The organism is Thiohalomonas denitrificans (genome assembly GCF_900102855.1).
Lineage (GTDB): Bacteria > Pseudomonadota > Gammaproteobacteria > Thiohalomonadales > Thiohalomonadaceae > Thiohalomonas > Thiohalomonas denitrificans.
This window is the reverse complement of sequence record NZ_FMWD01000001.1, coordinates 489,228-507,856: the sequence shown is the minus strand read 5'-3', so window position 1 is coordinate 507,856 and position 18,629 is coordinate 489,228. Positions and strand designations below refer to the sequence as shown.

The 18,629-nt window shown below is 60.3% G+C and carries 19 protein-coding genes; 4 read left to right on the top strand and 15 right to left on the bottom strand.

Annotated features, from left to right (window positions below):
* Window positions 1–79: 79 nt before the first annotated feature.
* The 4 genes from rng (at window position 80) to BLP65_RS02330 (ending at window position 6,512) form a co-directional block, all read left to right on the top strand.
* Window positions 80–1,552, top strand: a complete 1,473-nt coding sequence (rng, locus tag BLP65_RS02345) for a ribonuclease G (RefSeq protein ID WP_092992181.1) — start codon at window positions 80–82, stop codon at window positions 1,550–1,552.
* A 140-nt stretch (window positions 1,553–1,692) separates the two neighbouring features.
* Window positions 1,693–5,283 (top strand): YhdP family phospholipid transporter, encoded by a 3,591-nt coding sequence (locus tag BLP65_RS02340; protein WP_092992179.1) that lies wholly within the window; start codon window positions 1,693–1,695, stop codon window positions 5,281–5,283.
* A gap of 31 nt (window positions 5,284–5,314) precedes the next feature.
* A complete protein-coding gene (locus BLP65_RS02335; RefSeq protein ID WP_092992177.1) occupies window positions 5,315–5,641 on the top strand; it encodes a hypothetical protein in 327 nt (108 codons plus the stop codon).
* A gap of 37 nt (window positions 5,642–5,678) precedes the next feature.
* Window positions 5,679–6,512: a carbon-nitrogen hydrolase family protein gene (locus BLP65_RS02330; RefSeq protein WP_092992175.1), complete on the top strand. Its 834-nt coding sequence runs from the start codon at window positions 5,679–5,681 to the stop codon at window positions 6,510–6,512.
* A 162-nt stretch (window positions 6,513–6,674) separates the two neighbouring features.
* Here the strand turns inward: BLP65_RS02330 and yjgA are convergent, their stop codons facing one another.
* The 15 genes from yjgA to kdsC all read right to left on the bottom strand — a co-directional run bounded on the left by yjgA (window position 6,675) and on the right by kdsC (window position 18,624).
* The gene (gene yjgA / locus BLP65_RS02320; protein WP_092992171.1) at window positions 6,675–7,199 is read right to left on the bottom strand and encodes a ribosome biogenesis factor YjgA; all 525 of its coding nucleotides are present in this window, start codon (window positions 7,197–7,199) and stop codon (window positions 6,675–6,677) included.
* A 31-nt stretch (window positions 7,200–7,230) separates the two neighbouring features.
* Window positions 7,231–7,425 (bottom strand): hypothetical protein, encoded by a 195-nt coding sequence (locus BLP65_RS02315; protein WP_092992169.1) that lies wholly within the window; start codon window positions 7,423–7,425, stop codon window positions 7,231–7,233.
* A 41-nt stretch (window positions 7,426–7,466) separates the two neighbouring features.
* Window positions 7,467–8,825, bottom strand: coding sequence for a magnesium transporter (mgtE, locus tag BLP65_RS02310; RefSeq protein WP_092992167.1), 1,359 nt, complete (start codon window positions 8,823–8,825; stop codon window positions 7,467–7,469).
* A 511-nt stretch (window positions 8,826–9,336) separates the two neighbouring features.
* Window positions 9,337–11,061: a phosphoenolpyruvate--protein phosphotransferase gene (ptsP, locus tag BLP65_RS02305; RefSeq protein WP_092992165.1), complete on the bottom strand. Its 1,725-nt coding sequence runs from the start codon at window positions 11,059–11,061 to the stop codon at window positions 9,337–9,339.
* 133 nt (window positions 11,062–11,194) lie between these two features.
* Window positions 11,195–11,464 carry an HPr family phosphocarrier protein gene (locus BLP65_RS02300; RefSeq protein ID WP_092992163.1) on the bottom strand — a complete coding sequence of 90 codons (270 nt, stop codon included), beginning with the start codon at window positions 11,462–11,464 and terminating at the stop codon, window positions 11,195–11,197.
* Entirely contained in the window at window positions 11,457–11,867 is a 411-nt protein-coding gene (locus tag BLP65_RS02295; RefSeq protein WP_092992161.1) for a PTS sugar transporter subunit IIA, read from the bottom strand. The genes BLP65_RS02300 and BLP65_RS02295 overlap by 8 nt, the downstream gene beginning before the upstream one ends.
* Window positions 11,867–12,727 carry an RNase adapter RapZ gene (rapZ, locus tag BLP65_RS02290; RefSeq protein WP_092992159.1) on the bottom strand — a complete coding sequence of 287 codons (861 nt, stop codon included), beginning with the start codon at window positions 12,725–12,727 and terminating at the stop codon, window positions 11,867–11,869. The genes BLP65_RS02295 and rapZ overlap by 1 nt, the downstream gene beginning before the upstream one ends.
* Before the next feature lie 2 nt (window positions 12,728–12,729).
* The gene (gene hprK / locus BLP65_RS02285; RefSeq protein WP_092992157.1) at window positions 12,730–13,659 is read right to left on the bottom strand and encodes an HPr(Ser) kinase/phosphatase; all 930 of its coding nucleotides are present in this window, start codon (window positions 13,657–13,659) and stop codon (window positions 12,730–12,732) included.
* An 81-nt stretch (window positions 13,660–13,740) separates the two neighbouring features.
* Window positions 13,741–14,205, bottom strand: a complete 465-nt coding sequence (gene ptsN, locus BLP65_RS02280; RefSeq protein WP_092992155.1) for a PTS IIA-like nitrogen regulatory protein PtsN — start codon at window positions 14,203–14,205, stop codon at window positions 13,741–13,743.
* A 25-nt stretch (window positions 14,206–14,230) separates the two neighbouring features.
* Window positions 14,231–14,545 carry a ribosome hibernation-promoting factor, HPF/YfiA family gene (hpf, locus tag BLP65_RS02275; RefSeq protein WP_092992153.1) on the bottom strand — a complete coding sequence of 105 codons (315 nt, stop codon included), beginning with the start codon at window positions 14,543–14,545 and terminating at the stop codon, window positions 14,231–14,233.
* Window positions 14,546–14,576: 31 nt separating this feature from the next.
* Window positions 14,577–16,049 (bottom strand): RNA polymerase factor sigma-54, encoded by a 1,473-nt coding sequence (locus tag BLP65_RS02270; RefSeq protein WP_092992151.1) that lies wholly within the window; start codon window positions 16,047–16,049, stop codon window positions 14,577–14,579.
* Window positions 16,050–16,303: 254 nt separating this feature from the next.
* Window positions 16,304–17,050: an LPS export ABC transporter ATP-binding protein gene (gene lptB / locus BLP65_RS02265; RefSeq protein WP_092992149.1), complete on the bottom strand. Its 747-nt coding sequence runs from the start codon at window positions 17,048–17,050 to the stop codon at window positions 16,304–16,306.
* Window positions 17,047–17,553 carry a lipopolysaccharide transport periplasmic protein LptA gene (lptA, locus tag BLP65_RS02260; protein ID WP_092992147.1) on the bottom strand — a complete coding sequence of 169 codons (507 nt, stop codon included), beginning with the start codon at window positions 17,551–17,553 and terminating at the stop codon, window positions 17,047–17,049. The genes lptB and lptA overlap by 4 nt, the downstream gene beginning before the upstream one ends.
* Window positions 17,537–18,103 (bottom strand): LPS export ABC transporter periplasmic protein LptC, encoded by a 567-nt coding sequence (gene lptC / locus BLP65_RS02255; protein ID WP_092992145.1) that lies wholly within the window; start codon window positions 18,101–18,103, stop codon window positions 17,537–17,539. Before lptC ends, lptA begins: the two co-directional genes overlap by 17 nt.
* Window positions 18,100–18,624, bottom strand: coding sequence for a 3-deoxy-manno-octulosonate-8-phosphatase KdsC (kdsC, locus tag BLP65_RS02250; RefSeq protein WP_092992143.1), 525 nt, complete (start codon window positions 18,622–18,624; stop codon window positions 18,100–18,102). Before kdsC ends, lptC begins: the two co-directional genes overlap by 4 nt.
* Between the last annotated feature and the right edge of the window lie 5 nt (window positions 18,625–18,629).

Below are 18,629 nucleotides of genomic sequence, written 5' to 3'. Positions count from 1 at the left end.
GAGCAGGCAAAAGAGATACAGCCCTTGGAATGAATTTCCACTCTGTGGCCTCTGTGGTTTTCACCAGTATAAGGAAAACATGAGCGAAGAACTGCTGATCAACGTGACACCCCACGAGACCCGCGTCGCGTCTGTGGAAAACGGTGTCCTCCAGGAAGTGCATATCGAGCGGGCCCGCCGCCGCGGTCTGGTGGGCAACATCTATAAAGGCCGGGTCTCACGCGTATTGCCCGGCATGCAGGCTGCTTTCGTCGATATCGGTCTGGAGCGTACTGCCTTCCTTCACGCTTCGGATATTCTTTCCGAAAGCACCGTTGATGAGAACGGCCGTGAACGCCGCTCCGTGGAGGAGATTGATCAGCTGATACGGGAGGGGCAGGAGATTGTCGTGCAGGTGGTCAAGGATCCGCTGGGCACCAAGGGGGCGCGTCTGACCACCCACTTATCGATCCCGGCCCGCTTCCTCGTGCTGATGCCCGACTGCCAGCACATCGGGGTTTCGCAGAAAATCGAGGGCGATGCGGAACGGCAGCGACTGAAAGAGATCATCAGCGAGTGGGCGCCGCAGTATGTGGAAGGCGGCTACATCCTGCGCACTGCCGCCGAAGGTGCCAATGAGGAATCGCTTCGCAAGGATATGGAGTTCCTCGCCAAATTGTGGGCGGCGATAAAGGAGCGGGTTGCCACGGCACCGGCGGGAAGCCTTATCCATGAAGACCTGCCGCTGGTGATGCGTACCATGCGTGACCTGGTGGACAGCGAGATCGAAAAGGTACGCATCGACTCCCGCGAAACCTACCTCAAGGTCTACAAGTTCTCCAGCAAATTCATTCCCGAGTTGGCCCCGCGGGTCGAACACTACTCGGGGGAACGGCCGATCTTCGATATCTACGGCATCGAGGACGAGATCCAGCGGGCTCTGGAGCGAAAGGTACAGCTTAAATCGGGTGGTTATCTGATCATTGATCAAACCGAAGCCATGACCACTATCGACGTCAACACCGGCGCCTTCGTGGGTCACCGCAATCTCGAAGAGACCATTTTCAAGACCAATCTCGAGGCCAGTCAGGCCATCTCCCGTCAGCTTCGGTTACGTAATCTTGGCGGTATCATCATTATCGACTTCATCGATATGGAGGAGCCTGAGCATCGACGCCAGGTGCTGCGTTCGCTGGAGAAGGCCCTGGAGCGGGACCACGCCAAGACCCATATCTCCGAGGTTTCCACCCTGGGGCTGGTGGAGATGACCCGCAAGCGGACCCGCGAGTCCCTGGAACATGTACTCTGTCAGACTTGTCCAACCTGTAGCGGACGCGGCACCCTGAAGACGCCGGAGACCGTCTGTTACGAGATCTTCCGGGAAATCCTTCGCGAAGCGCGCCAGTACGATGCCAACCAGATGCTGGTGCTTGCGTCCCAGGAGGTGGTCGACAAGCTCCTGGATGAAGAGTCCACCAGCGTGGCTGAACTGGAGGAGTTCATCGGCCGGCCGGTCAAGTTCCAGGTCGAATACCTGTACACCCAGGAGCAGTTCGACGTGGTGCTTATGTAGGGCCGCTTTATCAAATAGCGAACAACCCTGTTGGATTGAACGAAGTGCCGTATAAATGTCGGTATCTTGATACCATTCTGTTTTCCCGACTGCGATCTGTGGCAGCATGAGAGCGAACCTCTGTCCGGTGTTTTTGTGACGTGAAGCGTCTGCCCCACCCACGACGGCTGTACAGTTTCGCTCTCTATACGGCGGCCGCAGTGGTCATCGCCCTGGCGGTCCTGCTGTCATTGGCCCGGTTACTGCTGCCCTCGATGGAGGATTACCGTGCCGTGGTGGAGGATTGGGCCAGCAGCTTCCTCGAACAGCCGGTTACGATCAGCGGCATGGATGCCAGGCTGACCGGATTTTCTCCGTCACTGGAACTGACCGGCATTGCGCTTCTCAGTGCGACCACGACACGGCCAATGGTCCATGCCGAATCCCTCCGGGTCGATATCGATGTGCCGGCCAGTCTCAAAAGCGGGCAGCTGGTACTGGGCCCGCTGGTGATTACCGGTGCGGATCTCGCGATCGAGCGTGATCGTGAGGGGATTCTGCACGTGACCGGTGCACAGAGGCGGGACGGGCAAGGGCCCAGGGATGCCGACAGCTTCGGTGCCTGGCTGCTGGCACAGCCTCGCGTCACCGTTCTGGACAGCCGACTGGAATGGCGGGAACCGGATCGCCCCGCCTACCAGTTCGAGGATATCGAATTCGAACTCGACAACGATGGCGAGCGTCATCGACTGAATGCGTCCCTGCAATTGCCCGAGGAGTTGGGGACGCGCATGGCGGTGTCGCTGGACATGAGTGGCGATATCCTCCGGCCGGAACAATGGAGCGGCCAGCTGTTCGGGCGTATCGAAGGTGTGCACCCCGCCCCCTGGTTGGCGATCGCGGATTTTCCCGGCCTGCAGCTGAGTGACGGCAGTGTCGATGCCTCAATCTGGAGCGAGTGGCGGGGTGGGAGCCTGCAATCACTGGAAGGCGAGGCGAAGGGGAGGAGGCTTGTAGCCGTCAGCGGCAGCAAAAGTATCCGTTGGGAGGAATTGGGCGGCCGGTTTCGCTGGCTGCGTAACGACCACGGCTGGCACGCATCTCTTGGTGAGCTGACGGCGGTACGGGACGGAAAAAGCTGGCCCGCGGCCAGGCTCGAATTGAGCCGCGAAGGTGAAACCACCCGGCTTGCCGCCGATTTCCTGCGTCTGGAGGATGCGGAACGGCTTTTGACATTCGTACCGGGCCTTGCGGATGAACAGCGCGATCTGATCGCCGGACTGAAACCCGAAGGTGATCTGCTAAACCTGCGGGTCGAGCGAAGCAATGGCCGGATAACCGGTCAGATGCGCTTCAAAGACCTCGGGATCGAACCCTGGGAACGCTCCCCCGGTTTTCGGGGGCTTGATGGTGAGCTTTACGTGGATCAGGCGGGTATCCGGTTTGAGCTCGCGACCGAACAGGCCGAAGTGATTGCCCCCCGCCTCTTTCGCGAATCGTTGCCCATTGCGAGTTTGCGTGGCCACGTGCTGGTCGGCCGGACCGACGCCGGCTGGCAGGTACAGGGGCAGCAGCTGGTCTTCACCAATGAGGACCTGGAGGGCGAGGCCCAGCTCGAAGTACAGCTGCCGGATGGCGGCGGTTCGCCCTATATCGATTTGCGCAGCCGTTTCCGCAACGGGCGGGGTGTCAGCGTGCCGCGCTACCTCCCGGCTCATATCATGCCCACCCCGGCGGTCCGCTGGCTCGACCAGGCTTTTCGCCGAGGCCGCATCACCGAAGGCACGGCACTTTTTCGCGGACGTACCAGTGACTTTCCCTTCCGTAAGCGCGAGGGCCGTTTCGAGGTGCGTTTCGAGGCCGAAGAGGTGGAACTGGCATTCCGGGACGAGTGGCCTCACCTGCATGATGTAGAGGTCGAAGTGGTTTTCGACGGGACGCAAATGCTGCTGCACAGCTCCCAGGCTCGATTCCTGGACAGCCAGGTGGCGCGGTGCCGGGTGGAGATCCCCGACCTGCGCCGATCACGGCTGCTGGTGGACGGTGTGGCCGCTGGCCCGCTATCGGACGTGTTACGCACCTTGCGGGAGACACCTCTGGCGGAGCGTATCGGAGAGGGTGCACTGGCCGATTTTCGGGCAGAGGGAAAGAGCCGATTGGCACTGCGTTTGGAGGTGCCGCTATCGAGTCGAAAACAGCCGCCGCTTTCGGCCGCGGGCGAACTCCAGCTGAGGGGGAGTCGGTTTGCGGTGGACGAGCGATTGGTGTTCGGCAAGCTGGATGGCACCCTGCATTTTGACAACAGTGATTTTCGGGCCGAGGCCATCCAGGGACGTCTGTTTGAATACCCGGTGCAGTTTTCCGTAGCCACGGAAGATGGCCGCACTACGATCACCGGCGTGGGGCGGGCCGGTGCCAAGGCGCTTGGAGAACTCGAGATCCCGTTTGCGGATGCGCTGATCGGTGAAACCGACTGGAAGGCGAACCTTGTGCTTCCCCATGACCGCAGCGGGGGAGCCAGACTGCAGATTCACTCGGACTTCAAAGGGTTGACGAGCCACTTGCCGGAGCCCTTTGACAAGGTGAAGGGAGAATCACGCCCCTTCCAGCTGACCCGGTATCTCTCGGGCACCCGTTCCGGTGAACTGAGTGTCGCCTATGGGTCGCGCTTTCAGGCGGCTGTTGCGCTCGATAGCCGTGGCGGTCTTGATCGGGCCAGCCTCCATTTTGGCACCGGTATGCCGGATCTGCCCGATACACGGCGGATTCGTCTGACCGGCGAGCTCGCCGGAGTGGTTCCGCAGGCCTGGAGGCGTTTGCTTCCGGCGAAAGACGGAGGAAAAGGGAGTGAACCGGCCTTGCCGATCGAAGTGGCCATGAAACGCCTGCAATTGACTCCTTTCGAGAGCGGGGAAGGTGAAAGTCCGACTACACGGCCCGTCGAATTCCCCCGTATGGATGTCCATGTGCAGCGCCTGGAGTTCGATGATGCGGTCTTGGGCGAGTTGCGATTCCACGCCGAACCCCGGCTGGGGAGGGTACATTTCACCGAGGTCGGTCTTCGCAATGGCAGCTTCCGGATCGTCGGCGACGGGCAGTGGCAGCGCAGTACCAACCGCACCCGGTTCGACCTCCAATTGAAGGCCCCTGATCTGGGGCGAATGATGGATGACCTGGATTTCGTCAGCGTAATCAAAAAGGGCAAAACCCGTGCCGAAGGGCACCTTGAGTGGGAGGGGTCACCTTCGCAATTTGCACTGGATCGTCTTTATGGAACGCTGCGGGTGGACATCCGCAAGGGTACGATCGAGGATGTCGATCCGGGCAGCGGTCGCCTGCTTGGCCTCTTCAGTCTCAGTGCACTGCCCAAGCGTTTACGGCTGGACTTCAGCGATGTGTTCCGAAAAGGCCTGGATTTTGATCGCATCGACGGCGATCTCCGGCTGTATGGAGGTGATATCCTGACCGAGAACCTGGCGGTCGATTCGGCATCAGCTCAGATGGTCATGAGTGGTCGAACCGGCCTGGTCAAGCGTGACTACGATATGCTGGTCAGTGTGGTTCCCAACGTTAGTGACAGTCTGGCAGTTGCCGGTGGTCTGGCCCTGGGACCGCAGGCGGGGGCGATCATTTGGGTGTTGCAGAAGGTTTTCCATTCGCAGATCGACAAGGCCACCATGTTCCAGTACATGGTCAAGGGTCCCTGGAGTGCACCGGTCATGGAGCGTCTGCCGGGCACTGATGCCGGATGACCCCTCACCGAAACGCTGCTATTCTGCACCTATGAATAAGGCTGTTTTTCTGCTGTCGCTAATCGCTCTATGCACCTCTGCAATAGCTAATCCGGAGGCCATTACCGCCGAGGAGTGGGCCCAGCCGCGAAATGGTGACGTGCTGATTAATCATGCGGCGCTGTCGAACGCGGTAAGCACAATCCTGGAAGAGCCCGATGCCCTTCTGGAGATTCGCTATCCGGGTGGGGATGAAGGCAACGTGTGGGCCCTCGAAGTCAGGGCCTGGCTGATTGCGCTGGGTATCGCCTCGAATCGCATTGAACTGGTTCCCGGCAGTTCAGCCCCGGATGTCCTTGAGCTGCAGATAAGGCTTTAGTCGTTACCTTCCCATATTTGTTGAGGAGCTTGATTCCGTGACTCGTGTCGCCGCGGTACAAATGGCCTCTGGCCCTAATATTCATGCCAACCTGTTTGAGGCGGGCCGACTGATTGGTCGGGCAGCGGAGGCCGGAGCCCGATTGGTTGTGTTGCCTGAAAACTTTGCCCTGATGGGGTTGACCGAGTGGGACAAGGTCGAGATCCGTGAACGCGAGGGCGACGGCGTTATCCAAAATTTCCTGGCGGACCAGGCTCGCCGGCGCGGCATCTGGCTGGTAGGCGGTACCGTCCCGCTCGCCACAGATGATGACTCCAAGGTCCGCATGGCATCGCTGCTGTTTGACGACGCCGGTGAGCAGCGGGCCCGTTACGACAAAGTCCATCTGTTCGATGTACAGCTCACCGAGAGCGGCGAAAAGTACGTCGAATCGGAAACCATCGAGCCGGGCAGCCGGGTCGTGGTGGTCGATACGCCGGTGGGGCGTCTGGGTATGGCGGTCTGTTACGACCTTCGTTTCCCGGAACTGTTCCGGCGCATGGCGGGCGAGGGCGCGGAGATCATCGCCCTGCCTTCGGCATTTACTGCGGTGACCGGCAAGGCACACTGGGAAGTGCTGGTTCGGGCCCGTGCCATCGAAAATCTCTGTTACGTGGTCGCATCCGCTCAGGGTGGCTATCACGCCAATGGCCGCGAGACCCACGGCGACAGCATGATCGTGGACCCATGGGGCGTCGTGGCCGACCGATTGCCGCGGGGCTCTGGTGTGGTCAGCGCCGAGATCGACCGCAACCGCTTGTCGGACATCCGTCGCACCTTCCCCGTCCTGAGCCACTGTCGCATCTCATGCGACATGACGGAAAGTGGGTAGTGGGGTAGTGGGGTAGTGGGGTAGTGGGGTAGTGGGGTAGTGGCGAGTGGCGAGTGGCGAGTGGCTAGGTGGTAGGTGGTAGGGTGGGTTAGGCGCGACACACAGCAGTGAAGGGGACTGGAACGGAAAACGCGCCGTGATCCACCGCCTCGCCAACCCACCCTACGTCTGCTTTTCTATGGTGTCCCGAACCAGTCGGAAGAGTTCGCGGCTGTGCCGCGGTGGCTTCTCTGCCTTGCGTTCGGCGCGGGTGTTTCGTATCAACTGACGCAGATGCTGGCGGTCCACCTGCGGATAGGTTTCTACAAACTCGCTGACAGCCTGATCCCCTTCGTCCAGCAGGCGTTGGCGCCAGCGTTCGGCCAGATGGTGCCGCGCGGTTACGGCGGCGGCCCGCGAGTCGACGGTCTCCAGGGCCTCGAGGATGGGCTCTGCGTCCATGCTGCGAAGCAGTTTGCCGATGTACTTGATCTGCCGTTTGCGACCGCCATGCTTGTGGATCTTCCGGCCCAGTTCCACCGCATCTCTCAGGTCGTCGGGCATTGGCACCAGCTGTAACTTGGCGTCGGGCAGGTCAACCAGCTGATGCGCCGCTTCCAGCAGTGTATGACTCTCGCGCTTGAAGTGGCTCTTGCTGGGGCGTTCCGGCTGCTCTTCGATGCCGGACTCGAAATCAGATTCATTCATGGGGGGATTATACCCGGGTTGCAGCCCCCGTTCAGGGCTCATCGGCAGGGAGAAACTCCACGACGAGTGGCTCGAGATCCATGGTTTTCACGGCACCCTGGGCGACTTCCCATGCGCCACTGCCGCACAACCCGCTGATCGACGCCTGTTCATACGCCTCTTCGGCCGTCTCCACGCAGCACTTCCTTACCGCTTCCGCGAATGCGATCAGTTTCTCCTGATCCATAGATTCTCCTATGAAACGTGTCGGTTGGCATCTGTAAAGAACTAAACGAGGAACAGCGTCGCCAGTCCGAGGAAAGCGAAAAAGCCCACCACATCGGTGACCGTCGTCAGGACCACCCCACCGGCAAGGGCCGGGTCGGCACCGAGTTTTTTCAGAACGAGTGGAATGACTGTGCCGGAGAGGGCCGCCACCACCAGATTAATCATTATTGCAATGGCGATAATCGCCCCAAGCCACACGCTATCGAACCAGAGTCCGGCCACAACCGCGATAACCGTGGCCCATACCAGGCCATTCAGAAATCCGACGGTGAGCTCCTTCAGCAACAGCTGACGCGCATTGCTGGCACCGATCTGGCCGAGTGCCTGGGCACGGATGACCAGCGTTAACGTCTGACTACCGGCAATGCCCCCCATGCTGGCGACGATGGGCATGAGAACCGCGAGCGCCACCAGTTGTTCGATGGTGGCACCGAACAGGCCGATCACCCAGGCGGCGAGGAAAGCGGTCATGAGATTGACGCCCAGCCAAACAGCGCGGCGGCGACTCGAGGTGATAACCGGCGCGAAAATGTCCTCCTCCTCGGTGAGGCCCGCCATGCCCATGAAGGAGTGATCGGCTCTTTCGCGAATGACGTCGACGACATCATCGATGGTGATGCGGCCGACCAGCCTGCCGTCGGCATCAACCACCGGCGCGGTGACCAGATCGCGATGTTCGAAGATCCGGGCGACCTCGTGCGCCTCGGTATCGGCCGATATCGGCTCGACGCCACGCTGCATGACCTCGGCCACCGACTGGTCGGGTTTGTTGGTCAGCAGTTCAGTGATCGGCAGCAGTCCCAGATAATGTCCGGTGCGATTGACCACAACCAGGTTATCGGTCGTTTCGGGGATCTCGCCACGGCGGCGCAGGTAACGCAGAACCACGTCGAGGGTGATGTCCGCCCGCACCGTGATGGTGTCCACGTTCATCAGGCCGCCGGCGCTGTCCTCGGGATAGGGCAGGACCGTCTCGAGTCGCTCGCGGTTCTGCTCATCCATCGTATTCAGCAGCTGCTGGATGACCTCGTCGGGCATATCCGGCAGCAGATCCGCAAGGTCATCCGTGTCCAGGTTTTCGGTGGCTGCGATGAGCTCATCCGAGTCCATCGTGCCGATTAGGGTCAGGCGGACCTTGTCATGGACCTGGGCGAGGACTTCACCGGTCTGCTCCGAGGGCACCTCTTTCCAGGCCTGAAGCCGCTGGTCGGTGGGCAGGGATTCCAGCAGTACGGCGATTTCCGCCGGGTGCATATCTGCGAGCGCTTCACGCATGCCCTCGGTATCGCCCGTCGATAGAAAGCCATGAAAGCTCTGCAGACGATCGGGCGTTTTCTCTTTCTCGATGGCTTCGGTCATGGGAGCACCGGCTGGGTGGACACTGGAGTTTAGCAAGCGTCCGCTGTTACGGGGAAGCGATCGGGGCGTTTAAAACCGGTAAACCACGGAGAACACAGAGATATATAAGGCTGACCACGGGGGACACGGGGAGCACGGGGTTGAAATAAAAATAGGGATAGTGAGACGAAAAAAGTGGGAGGAATAACGACAGTTCACAGGCGATAGTACACTAGGAGCCTGTCGGACTTAGGATGCTCCTACTCGACAACATGCTCCTGCGTTGTCTAATACCTACATCCATGTAGGCATGTGCCGGTGGGAGAGCGGCCCAAATTTCTCCGATTCCTCGTTGCGTAGAACCACTATGCGCCTCGAAATCGTAAAAATTTGGTCCCCGCTCTCCCACCTTGCTCGCTACGGGCACCTAAGTCCGACAAGCTCCTAGCCAAAAAAACAAAAACCCCGGCGGCCCCCGTGTTCTCCGTGGTTTGAAGATCTCTGTGCTCTCCGTGTCCTCTGTGGTTTGCCCTCAGAGCCGGTTGATTGTCTCCAGGGCGTCGGCGATTTCAAGGGGATCGTGCTTTTTCAGAAGTCGATGGACGCGGTGTCTGATTTTCGAAACGTCACTGGAGATGATGATGCTTTTGACCTCCAGCAGGGCCCCGGCAGGCATGGAGAACTCGCTCAGGCCCATGCCGAGGAGCAACCGGGTGAACAGCGGGTCGCCGGCCATTTCCCCGCACATGGCAACCGGAACGCCGCGACGGCGCCCGGCATCGAGAATCATGGCGAGCAGCCGCAGTACGGCGGGGTTGAGCGGGTCATAGAGATGGCTCACGGCGGCATCGATACGGTCGGTGGCCAGGGTGTACTGGATCAGGTCATTGGTACCGACGGAGAGAAAGTCCAGGTGACTCGCCAGGGATTCGGAACACAGGGCGGCGGAGGGCACCTCGATCATGCCGCCCATGGGGATTTTGGCGTTGAAGGGCTTGCCCTCGTGGGTCAACTCCTCCATATAGCGTGCCAGCAGCCCCCGGACCTGGTGTACTTCGCCGATATGGGTGAGCATGGGTATCAGCAGTCGCACGGGGCCATGCGCCGAAGCCCGCAGGGCAGCCCTCAACTGGGCACGGAACAGGTCCACTTCCTTGAGGCAGAAACGTACCGCCCGCAGCCCGAGGGGTGAAATCGAGCTTGTGATTTCCGCCTGCGTACCTTTGTCGGCGCCGAGGTCCAGGGTGCGCAGGGTGAGGGGCAGGCCGCGAAGCCGTTTGATCGCCCGCCGGTAAATACGATACTGCTCCTCCTCATCGGGCAGTGCCCTGCGGTTCATGTAGAGAAACTCGGTACGAAACAACCCTACGCCGCTGGCACCAACTCCTCGCACTTGGCCCAGGTCCCCGGGCAGGTCGATGTTGACGTGCAGGGCGATCTCGATGCCGTCCCGGGTGGTGGCCGGCTGGTCCTTCAGCTTTTTGAGAGATGCACGGGCGCGCCGACGTGCTCGCTCATAGCGTCGGTAGAAATCGAGTGTTGCCGGGTCCAGGCCCGCCATCAGGACCCCGCGCTCCCCATCCACGACCACCGGTTCATCATCGTTGATATACTGGTAGGCGCGAGTTACACCCATAATCGCCGGAATTCCGAGATTGCGCGCCAGGATGGCTGTGTGGGAGAGCGGGCCGCCACGTTCGGTCACAATCGCCGCCACCTGCTGTTCATGGAGCAGAAGCAGGTCGCTGGGGGCAATATCGATGGCGATGACGATCCGTGATCCGGCGTCGGGTTCGGGGACGCCCGCCGAACGCTCCCCGTGGGACAGCACCTGCTGTACCCGTCCCGCTACGTGAGCGACGTCATCGCGCCGGGTCTTCAGGTAGGCGTCATCCATGGCATCGAACACCTTTTCCAGGGCACTCTGCTGCAGCTTGAGGGCCCATTCGGCATTGCAGCGCCTGGAGCGGATCAACTCGACCGGTGCTGCGGAGAGGGTAGTGTCCTCGAGCATCAGCAGGTGGGTATCGATGAACGCCGCGATCTCTTCCGGTGTGTCGGAGGGAATACGTTCGCGGATTGCCTCCAGCTCGCTGCGTGCGGTGGCGAGGGCCTTTCGAAAACGGGCGACTTCCTCCTCGACATGCTGTTGGGGCAGCACGTATTCGAGGATTTCCAATCGGCCCCGCTGCAGGATACGGGCCTTGCCGATGCCTACTCCCCTGGAGACACCCGTGCCGGGCAGCGCTACGGCCATAGTCGAACCTCCCGTATTCAGGATTGCCAGGCACCGCCGCCTTGGCTCAGCCGGCCGTCAGGCTGCTAGGAGCCTGTCCGAGAAGAGACTGACCTGCTGCGGCTCGTGACGGTCGCTATTCTCGGATAGGCTCCTAGGCTTCCTCGCCGAAGCGCTCTTCAAAGAGTGACTGCAGGCGGTCGAGCGCCTGCTGTTCATCAGGGCCGGCGGCAGAGAGCGTAACGCGGCTGCCCTTTCCGGCGGCGAGCATCATTACGCCCATTATGCTCTTGCCGTTGACCTTGCGGCCGTCCCGGGCCAGTCCGACATCGGATTCGAACTCCGACGCCAGCTTGACGAATTTGGCTGCCGCCCGGGCGTGCAGACCCAGCTTGTTGACGACCTCCACTTGCCGTTCAGGCATGTTTGGCCTCCAGGGGTTCCTCGCAGAGCAGCACACCGTCATGACCACCCGACAGTGCTTTCGTTGTCAGGGCATCGAGCTCCATATCGGCATAATTGAAAACCCGGATGAGCATGGGCAGGTTGACCCCGGCGACAACACGCACGGCGGATCGCCCAAGCAGGCTACAGGCGATATTACCGGGGGTGGAGCCGTACATGTCGGTCAGAACCAGGAGTCCGTCACCCTTGTCGAGATCGTCGGCGAGCCGTCGGGCCTCGGTGCGCAGGGCCTCGGGGTCCTGATCCCGCGAAACCGACAGGATCTCCGCATTGATCGGGCAGCAGCCCAGGGTATTGGACGCGGTTTCCAGGAGAGCCGCACCGAGCTGGTCATGCGCGATAATCAAGAGACCGGTATTCATCAGTGCACCAGCTCCCTGTGACGCGTCAGCACCCGCGGGTATGCGCGGCGAAAACGCTCTGCCAGCCGCTCGGTGAGGTAGACCGAACGGTGCTGGCCGCCGGTACAGCCGATGGCGACGGTGACATAGCTGCGGCGGTCGGCCTCGAAACGAGGCAGCCAGGAGTCGAGAAAACCGGCGATATCATCAAGCATGTGAGTGACGTCCTCGTGGCCTCGCAGATAAGTGGCCACCTCCTCATCACGACCGGTAAGGCCCCGCAGATGGGGCTCCCAATGGGGATTCGGCAGGCATCTTACGTCGAAGACAAAATCGGCGTCCACCGGAACCCCGTGTTTGAAGCCGAAGGATTCGAACAGCAGCGAGGTGGTCTCGCCCGGCGGCCCTCCCACCTGTTGCAGAACCCAGTCACGCAGCTGGTGAATGGTGGTTCGGCTGGTATCGAATTTCAGATCCGCTCGGCTGGAGATCGGTTCCAGTCGGGTCCGTTCGTGACGGATGGCATCTGCAAGGGTCAATTGTTCGTCAGTCAGCGGGTGGCGCCGACGCGTCTCGGAGAAGCGCTTGATGAGGGTTGCGTCATCCGCATCGAGAAAGATCACTCGGCAGTCCACGTCGAGCTCAGTCAATCGAGCGAGGATCCGCGGAAAATTGCTCAAATCGCCGGTAAGGTCGCGAACGTCCACCCCGACGGCGGCATACTGGTAGTTCTCACTGTCTGCATGGACCAGTTCCTTTGCAAAGGCCGGGAGCAGCCCCATGGGCAGATTGTCGATGCAGTAGAAGCCGGCGTCCTCCAATGCATGCAGCACTACGCTCTTGCCGGCTCCCGAGGTGCCACTGACAACGAAGAGTCTCACCGCTATCTCTCCATCAAATTGCGCTGTCGATCAACGAAATCTTTGGCAGCGTCATAGCCGTTACGGTACAGGATGTGGTTACGGGCTGCCGCCTCCACCAGGACCGCCAGATTGCGCCCGGGGGCGACCGGCAGCCGAATCTCGGGGACATCGATCTCGAGAATTCGCTCCATGCGGCGGCTGCCGGTGAACCGGTCCGCCTCGTCCGGCTCCTGAAACTCGGTGAGCTGGACGATCAACCGCAGGTACTTCTGACGCTTGACGGAGGTATCGCCGAACATGGCGCGGATGTTGAGCACGCCCAGGCCCCGCACCTCCAGGAAGTCGCGCAGGGCTTCCGGGCACTGCCCCTGGAGGATGTCCGGGGTGATTCGCACGAATTCGGGGGCATCATCGGCAATAAGACGATGGCCGCGGGTAATGAGTTCCAGGGCCAGCTCGCTTTTACCGATGGATGATTTTCCCGTCAGCAGTACGCCTATGCCCATTACCTCCATAAAGACACCGTGTAGCACTGTCTTGGCCGCCAGTACGTGTGTCAGGTAGTAGCTGAGATGGTCGATCGCCCTTTCGCTGCCCTTGGGGGTACCCAGCAGCGGTATTTTCTTCTGTTCAGCCAATTCCAGCATCCGCCGGGGTGGCGGTTGATCTTCAGCAATGATGACGAGGGCGATCTCGCCGGAGAAGAGGAGGGCAAGGGTGTCTTCGTACGAGTTTTTGCCAAGTCCGTGTAGGTAGTCGAGTTCGGCGTGGCCGATTACCTGAATGCGGTGTGGATGGATGAAATTGAGGTGTCCGATCAGCGAGGTTTCCGTGTCCTCTCCCTCCAGCACGGGGCGTCCTGCCCCGTGCGGACCGGCCAGCCAGCGCAGCTTCAGGCGTTCATGGTAAGCATCGTACAAGCTATCGGCAGTGACCGGCCGGGACGTCATGTCAGCTCCCTGGTGTACTGGTTAGAGCTAATTCAGAGCCTTCGGAAAAGGCCAGGACAATGCGCAGCACACAGGTCATGGTCATTTTCCTGTGGAGTGCCAGTTTTTGATCAGTCGATAGAGCGAATCGGAATCGCTGGCGCTGCGCAGTCGCTCCAGCAGTTCGGGGTCGCTGAACATCTGGGCCAATTGCGACAGCAACTGCAAGTGTTCGTCGGTCGACTCTTCGGGTACGAGAAGGGCGAACATCAGATCTACCGGCTCGTGATCCACGGCATCGTAGTCGACCGGGTTTTCAAGTCGTACAAAGGCGGCGAGTACCTGTTGGCTCTTCTTCAGCCGCCCGTGGGGAATGGCCACTCCGTGGCCCAGGCCGGTGCTGCCAAGTCGCTCCCGTGAAAGCAGGCTGTCGAAGATGTCCTTCTGTGTCAGTGCGGGATCCTCGGCAGCCATCAGGCCACTCAGTTTCTCCAGGGCGCGTTTCTTGCTGGCAGCCGGCAGGCCGGTGCTGACGCGACTGGGAGACAACAAATCGGCTAGTTCCATGATATCTATTGCAGCTCCTCAGGGGCTATTTAAAGGCGGCGCCTTCGTCACGGTGATGATCGGTGACCTTGTCCTTGTGGCGGCGGATCTGCCGGTCCAGCTTGTCCACAAGCGCGTCAATGGCGGCATACATGTCCTCGTCCTCGGCATTTGCAAACAGCTGGTTACCGGTAATATTGATAGTCGCTTCCGCCTTCTGGGACAGCTTTTCGACCGTAAGGATAACGTGGACATTGGTAACGTGGTCGAAGTGACGCTCCAGCCGTTCGAGCTTGGAAGAAACATAGTCCCGAAGGGCCGGGGTGATGTCCACGTGGTGACCGGTGAGGTTGAGTTGCATGGTACGCTCCTTTCGTATTGAGTCCGACCCATCAGGCCAGGCGTTTGCGTTCGTTGGATGGAGGGATGGCCATTGCCTCCCGGTACTTCGCCACCGTGCGGCGGGCCACCTTTATCCCTTTCTCGCCGAGAAGGGTGGTGATTTTATTGTCACTCAGTGGTTTTGCCGCATTTTCATCGGCAACCAGCTGTCTGATCAAGGCTCGAATCGCGGTGGAGGAGGCTTCGCCACCATCGGCGGTGCCGACATGGCTGGAAAAGAAGTACTTGAGTTCGAAAATGCCCCGAGGGGTATGCATGTATTTACGGGTGGTGACGCGCGAAATGGTGGATTCGTGCAGCGCAAGCTCCTCGGCGATGTCGTGCAGAACCATGGCTTTCATGCCTACCTCACCCCGTTCCAGGAATTCTTGCTGATGCTTTACGATAGCGGTAGCAACCCGTAGCAGAGTCTCGTTACGGCTCTGGAGGCTCTTGATAAACCAGCGCGCCTCCTGAAGGTGGTTTTTCAGCGTCGTCGAGTCGCGCCTGTTTTCCACCTTCTTCACCAGGGCCGCATACTGGGCATTGACACGCAGCCGGGGTGCCGTTTCGGGATTCAGCTCCACGCGCCAGTGTCCTTTCAGTTTACGGACAATGACGTCCGGTATCACGTACTCCGAATTCGTTGCGCCGATGGTGTTGCCTGGCCGTGGATTGAGTGACTGTATAACACGAATCACCGCCAGCAGCTCCTCTTCATCGACCTTCAGACGTCGCTTGAGCTGGTTGTAGTCGCGCTTGGCGAGTAGCTCGAAAAACTCCTCGAGTAGTCGGACCGCCATCTCCAGGCGCGGGGTCCTCTCTTCGAGCTGGCGGGCCTGGAGGAGCAGGGTTTCCCGTAGATCGCGGCCGGCCACCCCGGGAGGATCGAAGTTCTGCACCCGGTGCAGAACGGCTTCCACTTCGTCGAACTCGATCTCCGGGTCCTGGCGTACCAATCCTTCGTGAATTTCCTCGAGCGGCAGCATCAGAAGACCATCATCGCTAACGGCGTCGATAATCGCCTCGGCGATGGATTGGTCGACCGCTGACATCGGTGTCATCTGCATCTGCCAGATGAGGTGCTCGCGGAGGCTTTCAGAGCGGGTGTCGCCATACTCGACAGGGCGGTCATCATCTTCGCCGGATGATGAAGCCGGTGTGGTGGACAGTGTCTCGTAGACATCCTCCCAGGCACTGTCCACCGGGAGCTCATCCGGCATGCCGGCATCTTCATCGAGTCGTATGTCATCCGTCCTTTCGTCCGACTCCCGGGCCGCATCGGCCTCCTCCCTTTCGGCATCACGCGCCTCGCTCTCCTCCTCGGGCTCTTCGGTTTCCTCAAGCATCAGGTTGGATTCGAGGGCCTGCTGTACCTCCAGCTGTAATTCCAGCGTCGACAACTGCAGCATGCGGATTGCCTGCTGCAACTGGGGCGTCATGGTGAGGCTCTGGCCTAGGCGGAGTTGTAGCGATTGCTTCATAGCGACCTGCGAAATCCCTAGCCTGGACGTTTTGTAAATTGGCGCGCTGGTCGCGCAAAAAATGGTTCGCACACGGAACTTTCCGAAGGAGAGGCGTATCGGCCGACCAGGGCAATATCCCTTGTGCGGACAGAGACAAAAGAAGGCGCGTGTAACCGGCTCATTTCGGCGGACACGGGGACCGGGGCATTCTAACGCATAGTTTGTGGTATTGGCAGCAAAATTGCCTGCCCCCGGACGGGTCCAAAATGGCGTCAGAGCCGGAAGTGTTGACCCAGATAAACGTCCCGTACCTGTTGATTGGACAACAGCTGGTCGGGATTTCCCTCGGCGATTACCCGGCCCTGGTTGAGAATGTAACCGCGTTCACAGATCCCCAGGGTTTCGCGGACGTTATGGTCGGTGATCAGCACGCCGATATCGCGCTCCTGAAGGTGCTTGATGATCCCCTGAATATCGATTACCGAAATCGGGTCTACGCCGGCGAACGGCTCGTCGAGAAGGATAAACCGGGGTTCGGTGGCGAGTGCCCGGGCAATTTCGACCCGCCGTCGCTCTCCACCCGAAAGACTCATTCCGACATTGTCGCGAATGTGCCCGATATGCAGCTCCTCCAGGAGTGACTCCAGGTGGTCCCTGCGCTCGCCGCGGTCCAAATCGGCCCGTGTTTCAAGGATCGCCAGGATGTTTTCGGCCACCGTGAGCTTGCGAAAGATGGATGCCTCCTGCGGGAGGTAGCCTACGCCCCGGCGTGCCCGGCGGTGCATCGGATGACGGGTGAGATCCTCTTCGTCAAGGAGGATGCGTCCGGCATCACAGGGGATGAGCCCGACGATCATGTAAAAACAGGTGGTTTTTCCGGCTCCGTTGGGACCGAGCAGCCCGACCACTTCGCCGCTGTAGATTTCCACGGAGACGTCGTCGACCACGGTCCTGGAGCGATACTGTTTGGCCAACCCGATTCCGGCCAGACGCGCCCGCTGTCCGGCTGCAGCGGTCATGGCGAATCGTTCTCCGTGTCCTTCCTGGGTTGAATGACCGCGTGCACCCGATCATCATCACCGCTGGTGGCGTGAACAGTATTTTCCAGAGTGTCGAAGACAATCCGTTCGCCCAGAAATTCATCGTTTCCCCGCCAGAGATGGCCCTGCCCGACGAGATAGGCCTTTTCGGCATCGGCGTCATACTCGATGCGCAGCGCCTCGCCACGCACTTCGTGCAACGCTCCATCCGGCTGCTGTCGGAATGTGGCGGGTTGGCCCTTACTCTCCATACGACTCACTTCACCGTTTCGGTAATGCACAATCAACTCTTCGGCGGTAAGTTCCATGCTGCCCTGGGTCACGTTGACATCGCCGGTGTAGACACTGACTCCGGTTTTTTCGTTGATCTCGACGCTGGCGGCACGAATATGGATCGGTTGTTCGCGATCGCTGGAGAGCGCCCCCGCAAGGGATGGGGCGAACAATACCAGGAGCCAGAATAGATTAGCGGCGCGGCCCATGGGTTCCTGTCACCTCGGAAAGCAGTTCAAGACGTTGTTGTGCAAAATATGCCCGCATTCCCACTCCGTTGATTTGAGTCTGCGGTCCCGTGATCGTCACCGCGGCATCGGTCTCCGCATAATCTCTCTGTGGGTACATTCGCAGGTGATCGGTCAGCAGCATGCGGGGAGGCCCGCCGTCGCCGCCCGGCTGATGGATTTCCACGTTGCCGCTAAGGTACACCACTTCGCTCCCGGGGCCTACCTGGCCGCGATCGGAGCGGGCGTGCCAGTTGGCTTCACCCTCTCCGTAGAGCACGACACGCGGCTGCACCAATTCGGCCGTATCCGTGTCGGGAAAGTGGTCCATGCGCACCGCAGAGAGCCGATACTCGGGCTGGCCCGTCGGCCCCATGGTGGTGGCGGTGAAGTCACTCAGAAAGTAATCAGGGACCTGGCGGTGAACCTGTTCGCGCCTCTCTCGCTCATCTTCCGCTTGCCGGGACAGCCAGTTGCTCAGCAGCAGCGCTCCCAGAGCGGATACGATCAAGAGTAGAACACGACGATTCATCGCAGATAGTGAGCGAGCTGGGTATCGAGCGTGCCCTGCGCCTCCATGACGAGTTCACAGATATCCCGGCCGGCACCCCGGCCGCCCGGGTTGGGTGTGATCCAGTGACTGTGTTTCTTGACCAGCGCATGGGCGTCCTGAACCGCCACCGCCAGACCCGCCCGTCGCATGACCGGAAGGTCCATGATGTCGTCACCGACATAGGCGACCTCTTCGGCAAGTACTCCGCTGGCCGCAAGCAGGTCCTCAAAAGCCGGAAGTTTTTCCATCCGCCCCTGGTAGACGTGTCGGATTCCCAGGCTCTCCATGCGTAGCCGCACCACCTCGGAGGTACGGCCGGTGATAATGCCGATCTCGACCCCGCTGGCCTGCAGCATTTTCATCCCGTGGCCGTCACGTGAATAAAAGGCCTTGTACTCCTGACCGTCGTCGCCGATGAAGAGACTGCCGTCGGTCAGTACCCCGTCGACATCGAAGATGACCAGGCGAATCCGGGCGGCTTTTTCCAATATATCCTGCATAATCG

Excerpts from the sequence above, each read along its gene's own strand:
- mgtE (WP_092992167.1), bottom strand. The coding sequence starts at position 8,825 with ATGACCGAAGCCATCGAGAAAGAGAAAACGCCCGATCGTCTGCAGAGC.
- rng (WP_092992181.1), top strand. The coding sequence starts at position 80 with ATGAGCGAAGAACTGCTGATCAACGTGACACCCCACGAGACCCGCGTC.
- BLP65_RS02315 (WP_092992169.1), bottom strand. The coding sequence starts at position 7,425 with ATGGATCAGGAGAAACTGATCGCATTCGCGGAAGCGGTAAGGAAGTGC.
- hprK (WP_092992157.1), bottom strand. The coding sequence starts at position 13,659 with ATGACGTCCCGGCCGGTCACTGCCGATAGCTTGTACGATGCTTACCAT.
- kdsC (WP_092992143.1), bottom strand. The coding sequence starts at position 18,624 with ATGCAGGATATATTGGAAAAAGCCGCCCGGATTCGCCTGGTCATCTTC.
- lptB (WP_092992149.1), bottom strand. The coding sequence starts at position 17,050 with ATGACCGCTGCAGCCGGACAGCGGGCGCGTCTGGCCGGAATCGGGTTG.
- lptC (WP_092992145.1), bottom strand. The coding sequence starts at position 18,103 with ATGAATCGTCGTGTTCTACTCTTGATCGTATCCGCTCTGGGAGCGCTG.
- BLP65_RS02300 (WP_092992163.1), bottom strand. The coding sequence starts at position 11,464 with ATGCCTGAACGGCAAGTGGAGGTCGTCAACAAGCTGGGTCTGCACGCC.
- BLP65_RS02270 (WP_092992151.1), bottom strand. The coding sequence starts at position 16,049 with ATGAAGCAATCGCTACAACTCCGCCTAGGCCAGAGCCTCACCATGACG.
- lptA (WP_092992147.1), bottom strand. The coding sequence starts at position 17,553 with ATGGGCCGCGCCGCTAATCTATTCTGGCTCCTGGTATTGTTCGCCCCA.
- ptsN (WP_092992155.1), bottom strand. The coding sequence starts at position 14,205 with ATGGAACTAGCCGATTTGTTGTCTCCCAGTCGCGTCAGCACCGGCCTG.
- yjgA (WP_092992171.1), bottom strand. The coding sequence starts at position 7,199 with ATGAATGAATCTGATTTCGAGTCCGGCATCGAAGAGCAGCCGGAACGC.
- BLP65_RS02295 (WP_092992161.1), bottom strand. The coding sequence starts at position 11,867 with ATGAATACCGGTCTCTTGATTATCGCGCATGACCAGCTCGGTGCGGCT.
- hpf (WP_092992153.1), bottom strand. The coding sequence starts at position 14,545 with ATGCAACTCAACCTCACCGGTCACCACGTGGACATCACCCCGGCCCTT.
- BLP65_RS02335 (WP_092992177.1), top strand. The coding sequence starts at position 5,315 with ATGAATAAGGCTGTTTTTCTGCTGTCGCTAATCGCTCTATGCACCTCT.
- ptsP (WP_092992165.1), bottom strand. The coding sequence starts at position 11,061 with ATGGCCGTAGCGCTGCCCGGCACGGGTGTCTCCAGGGGAGTAGGCATC.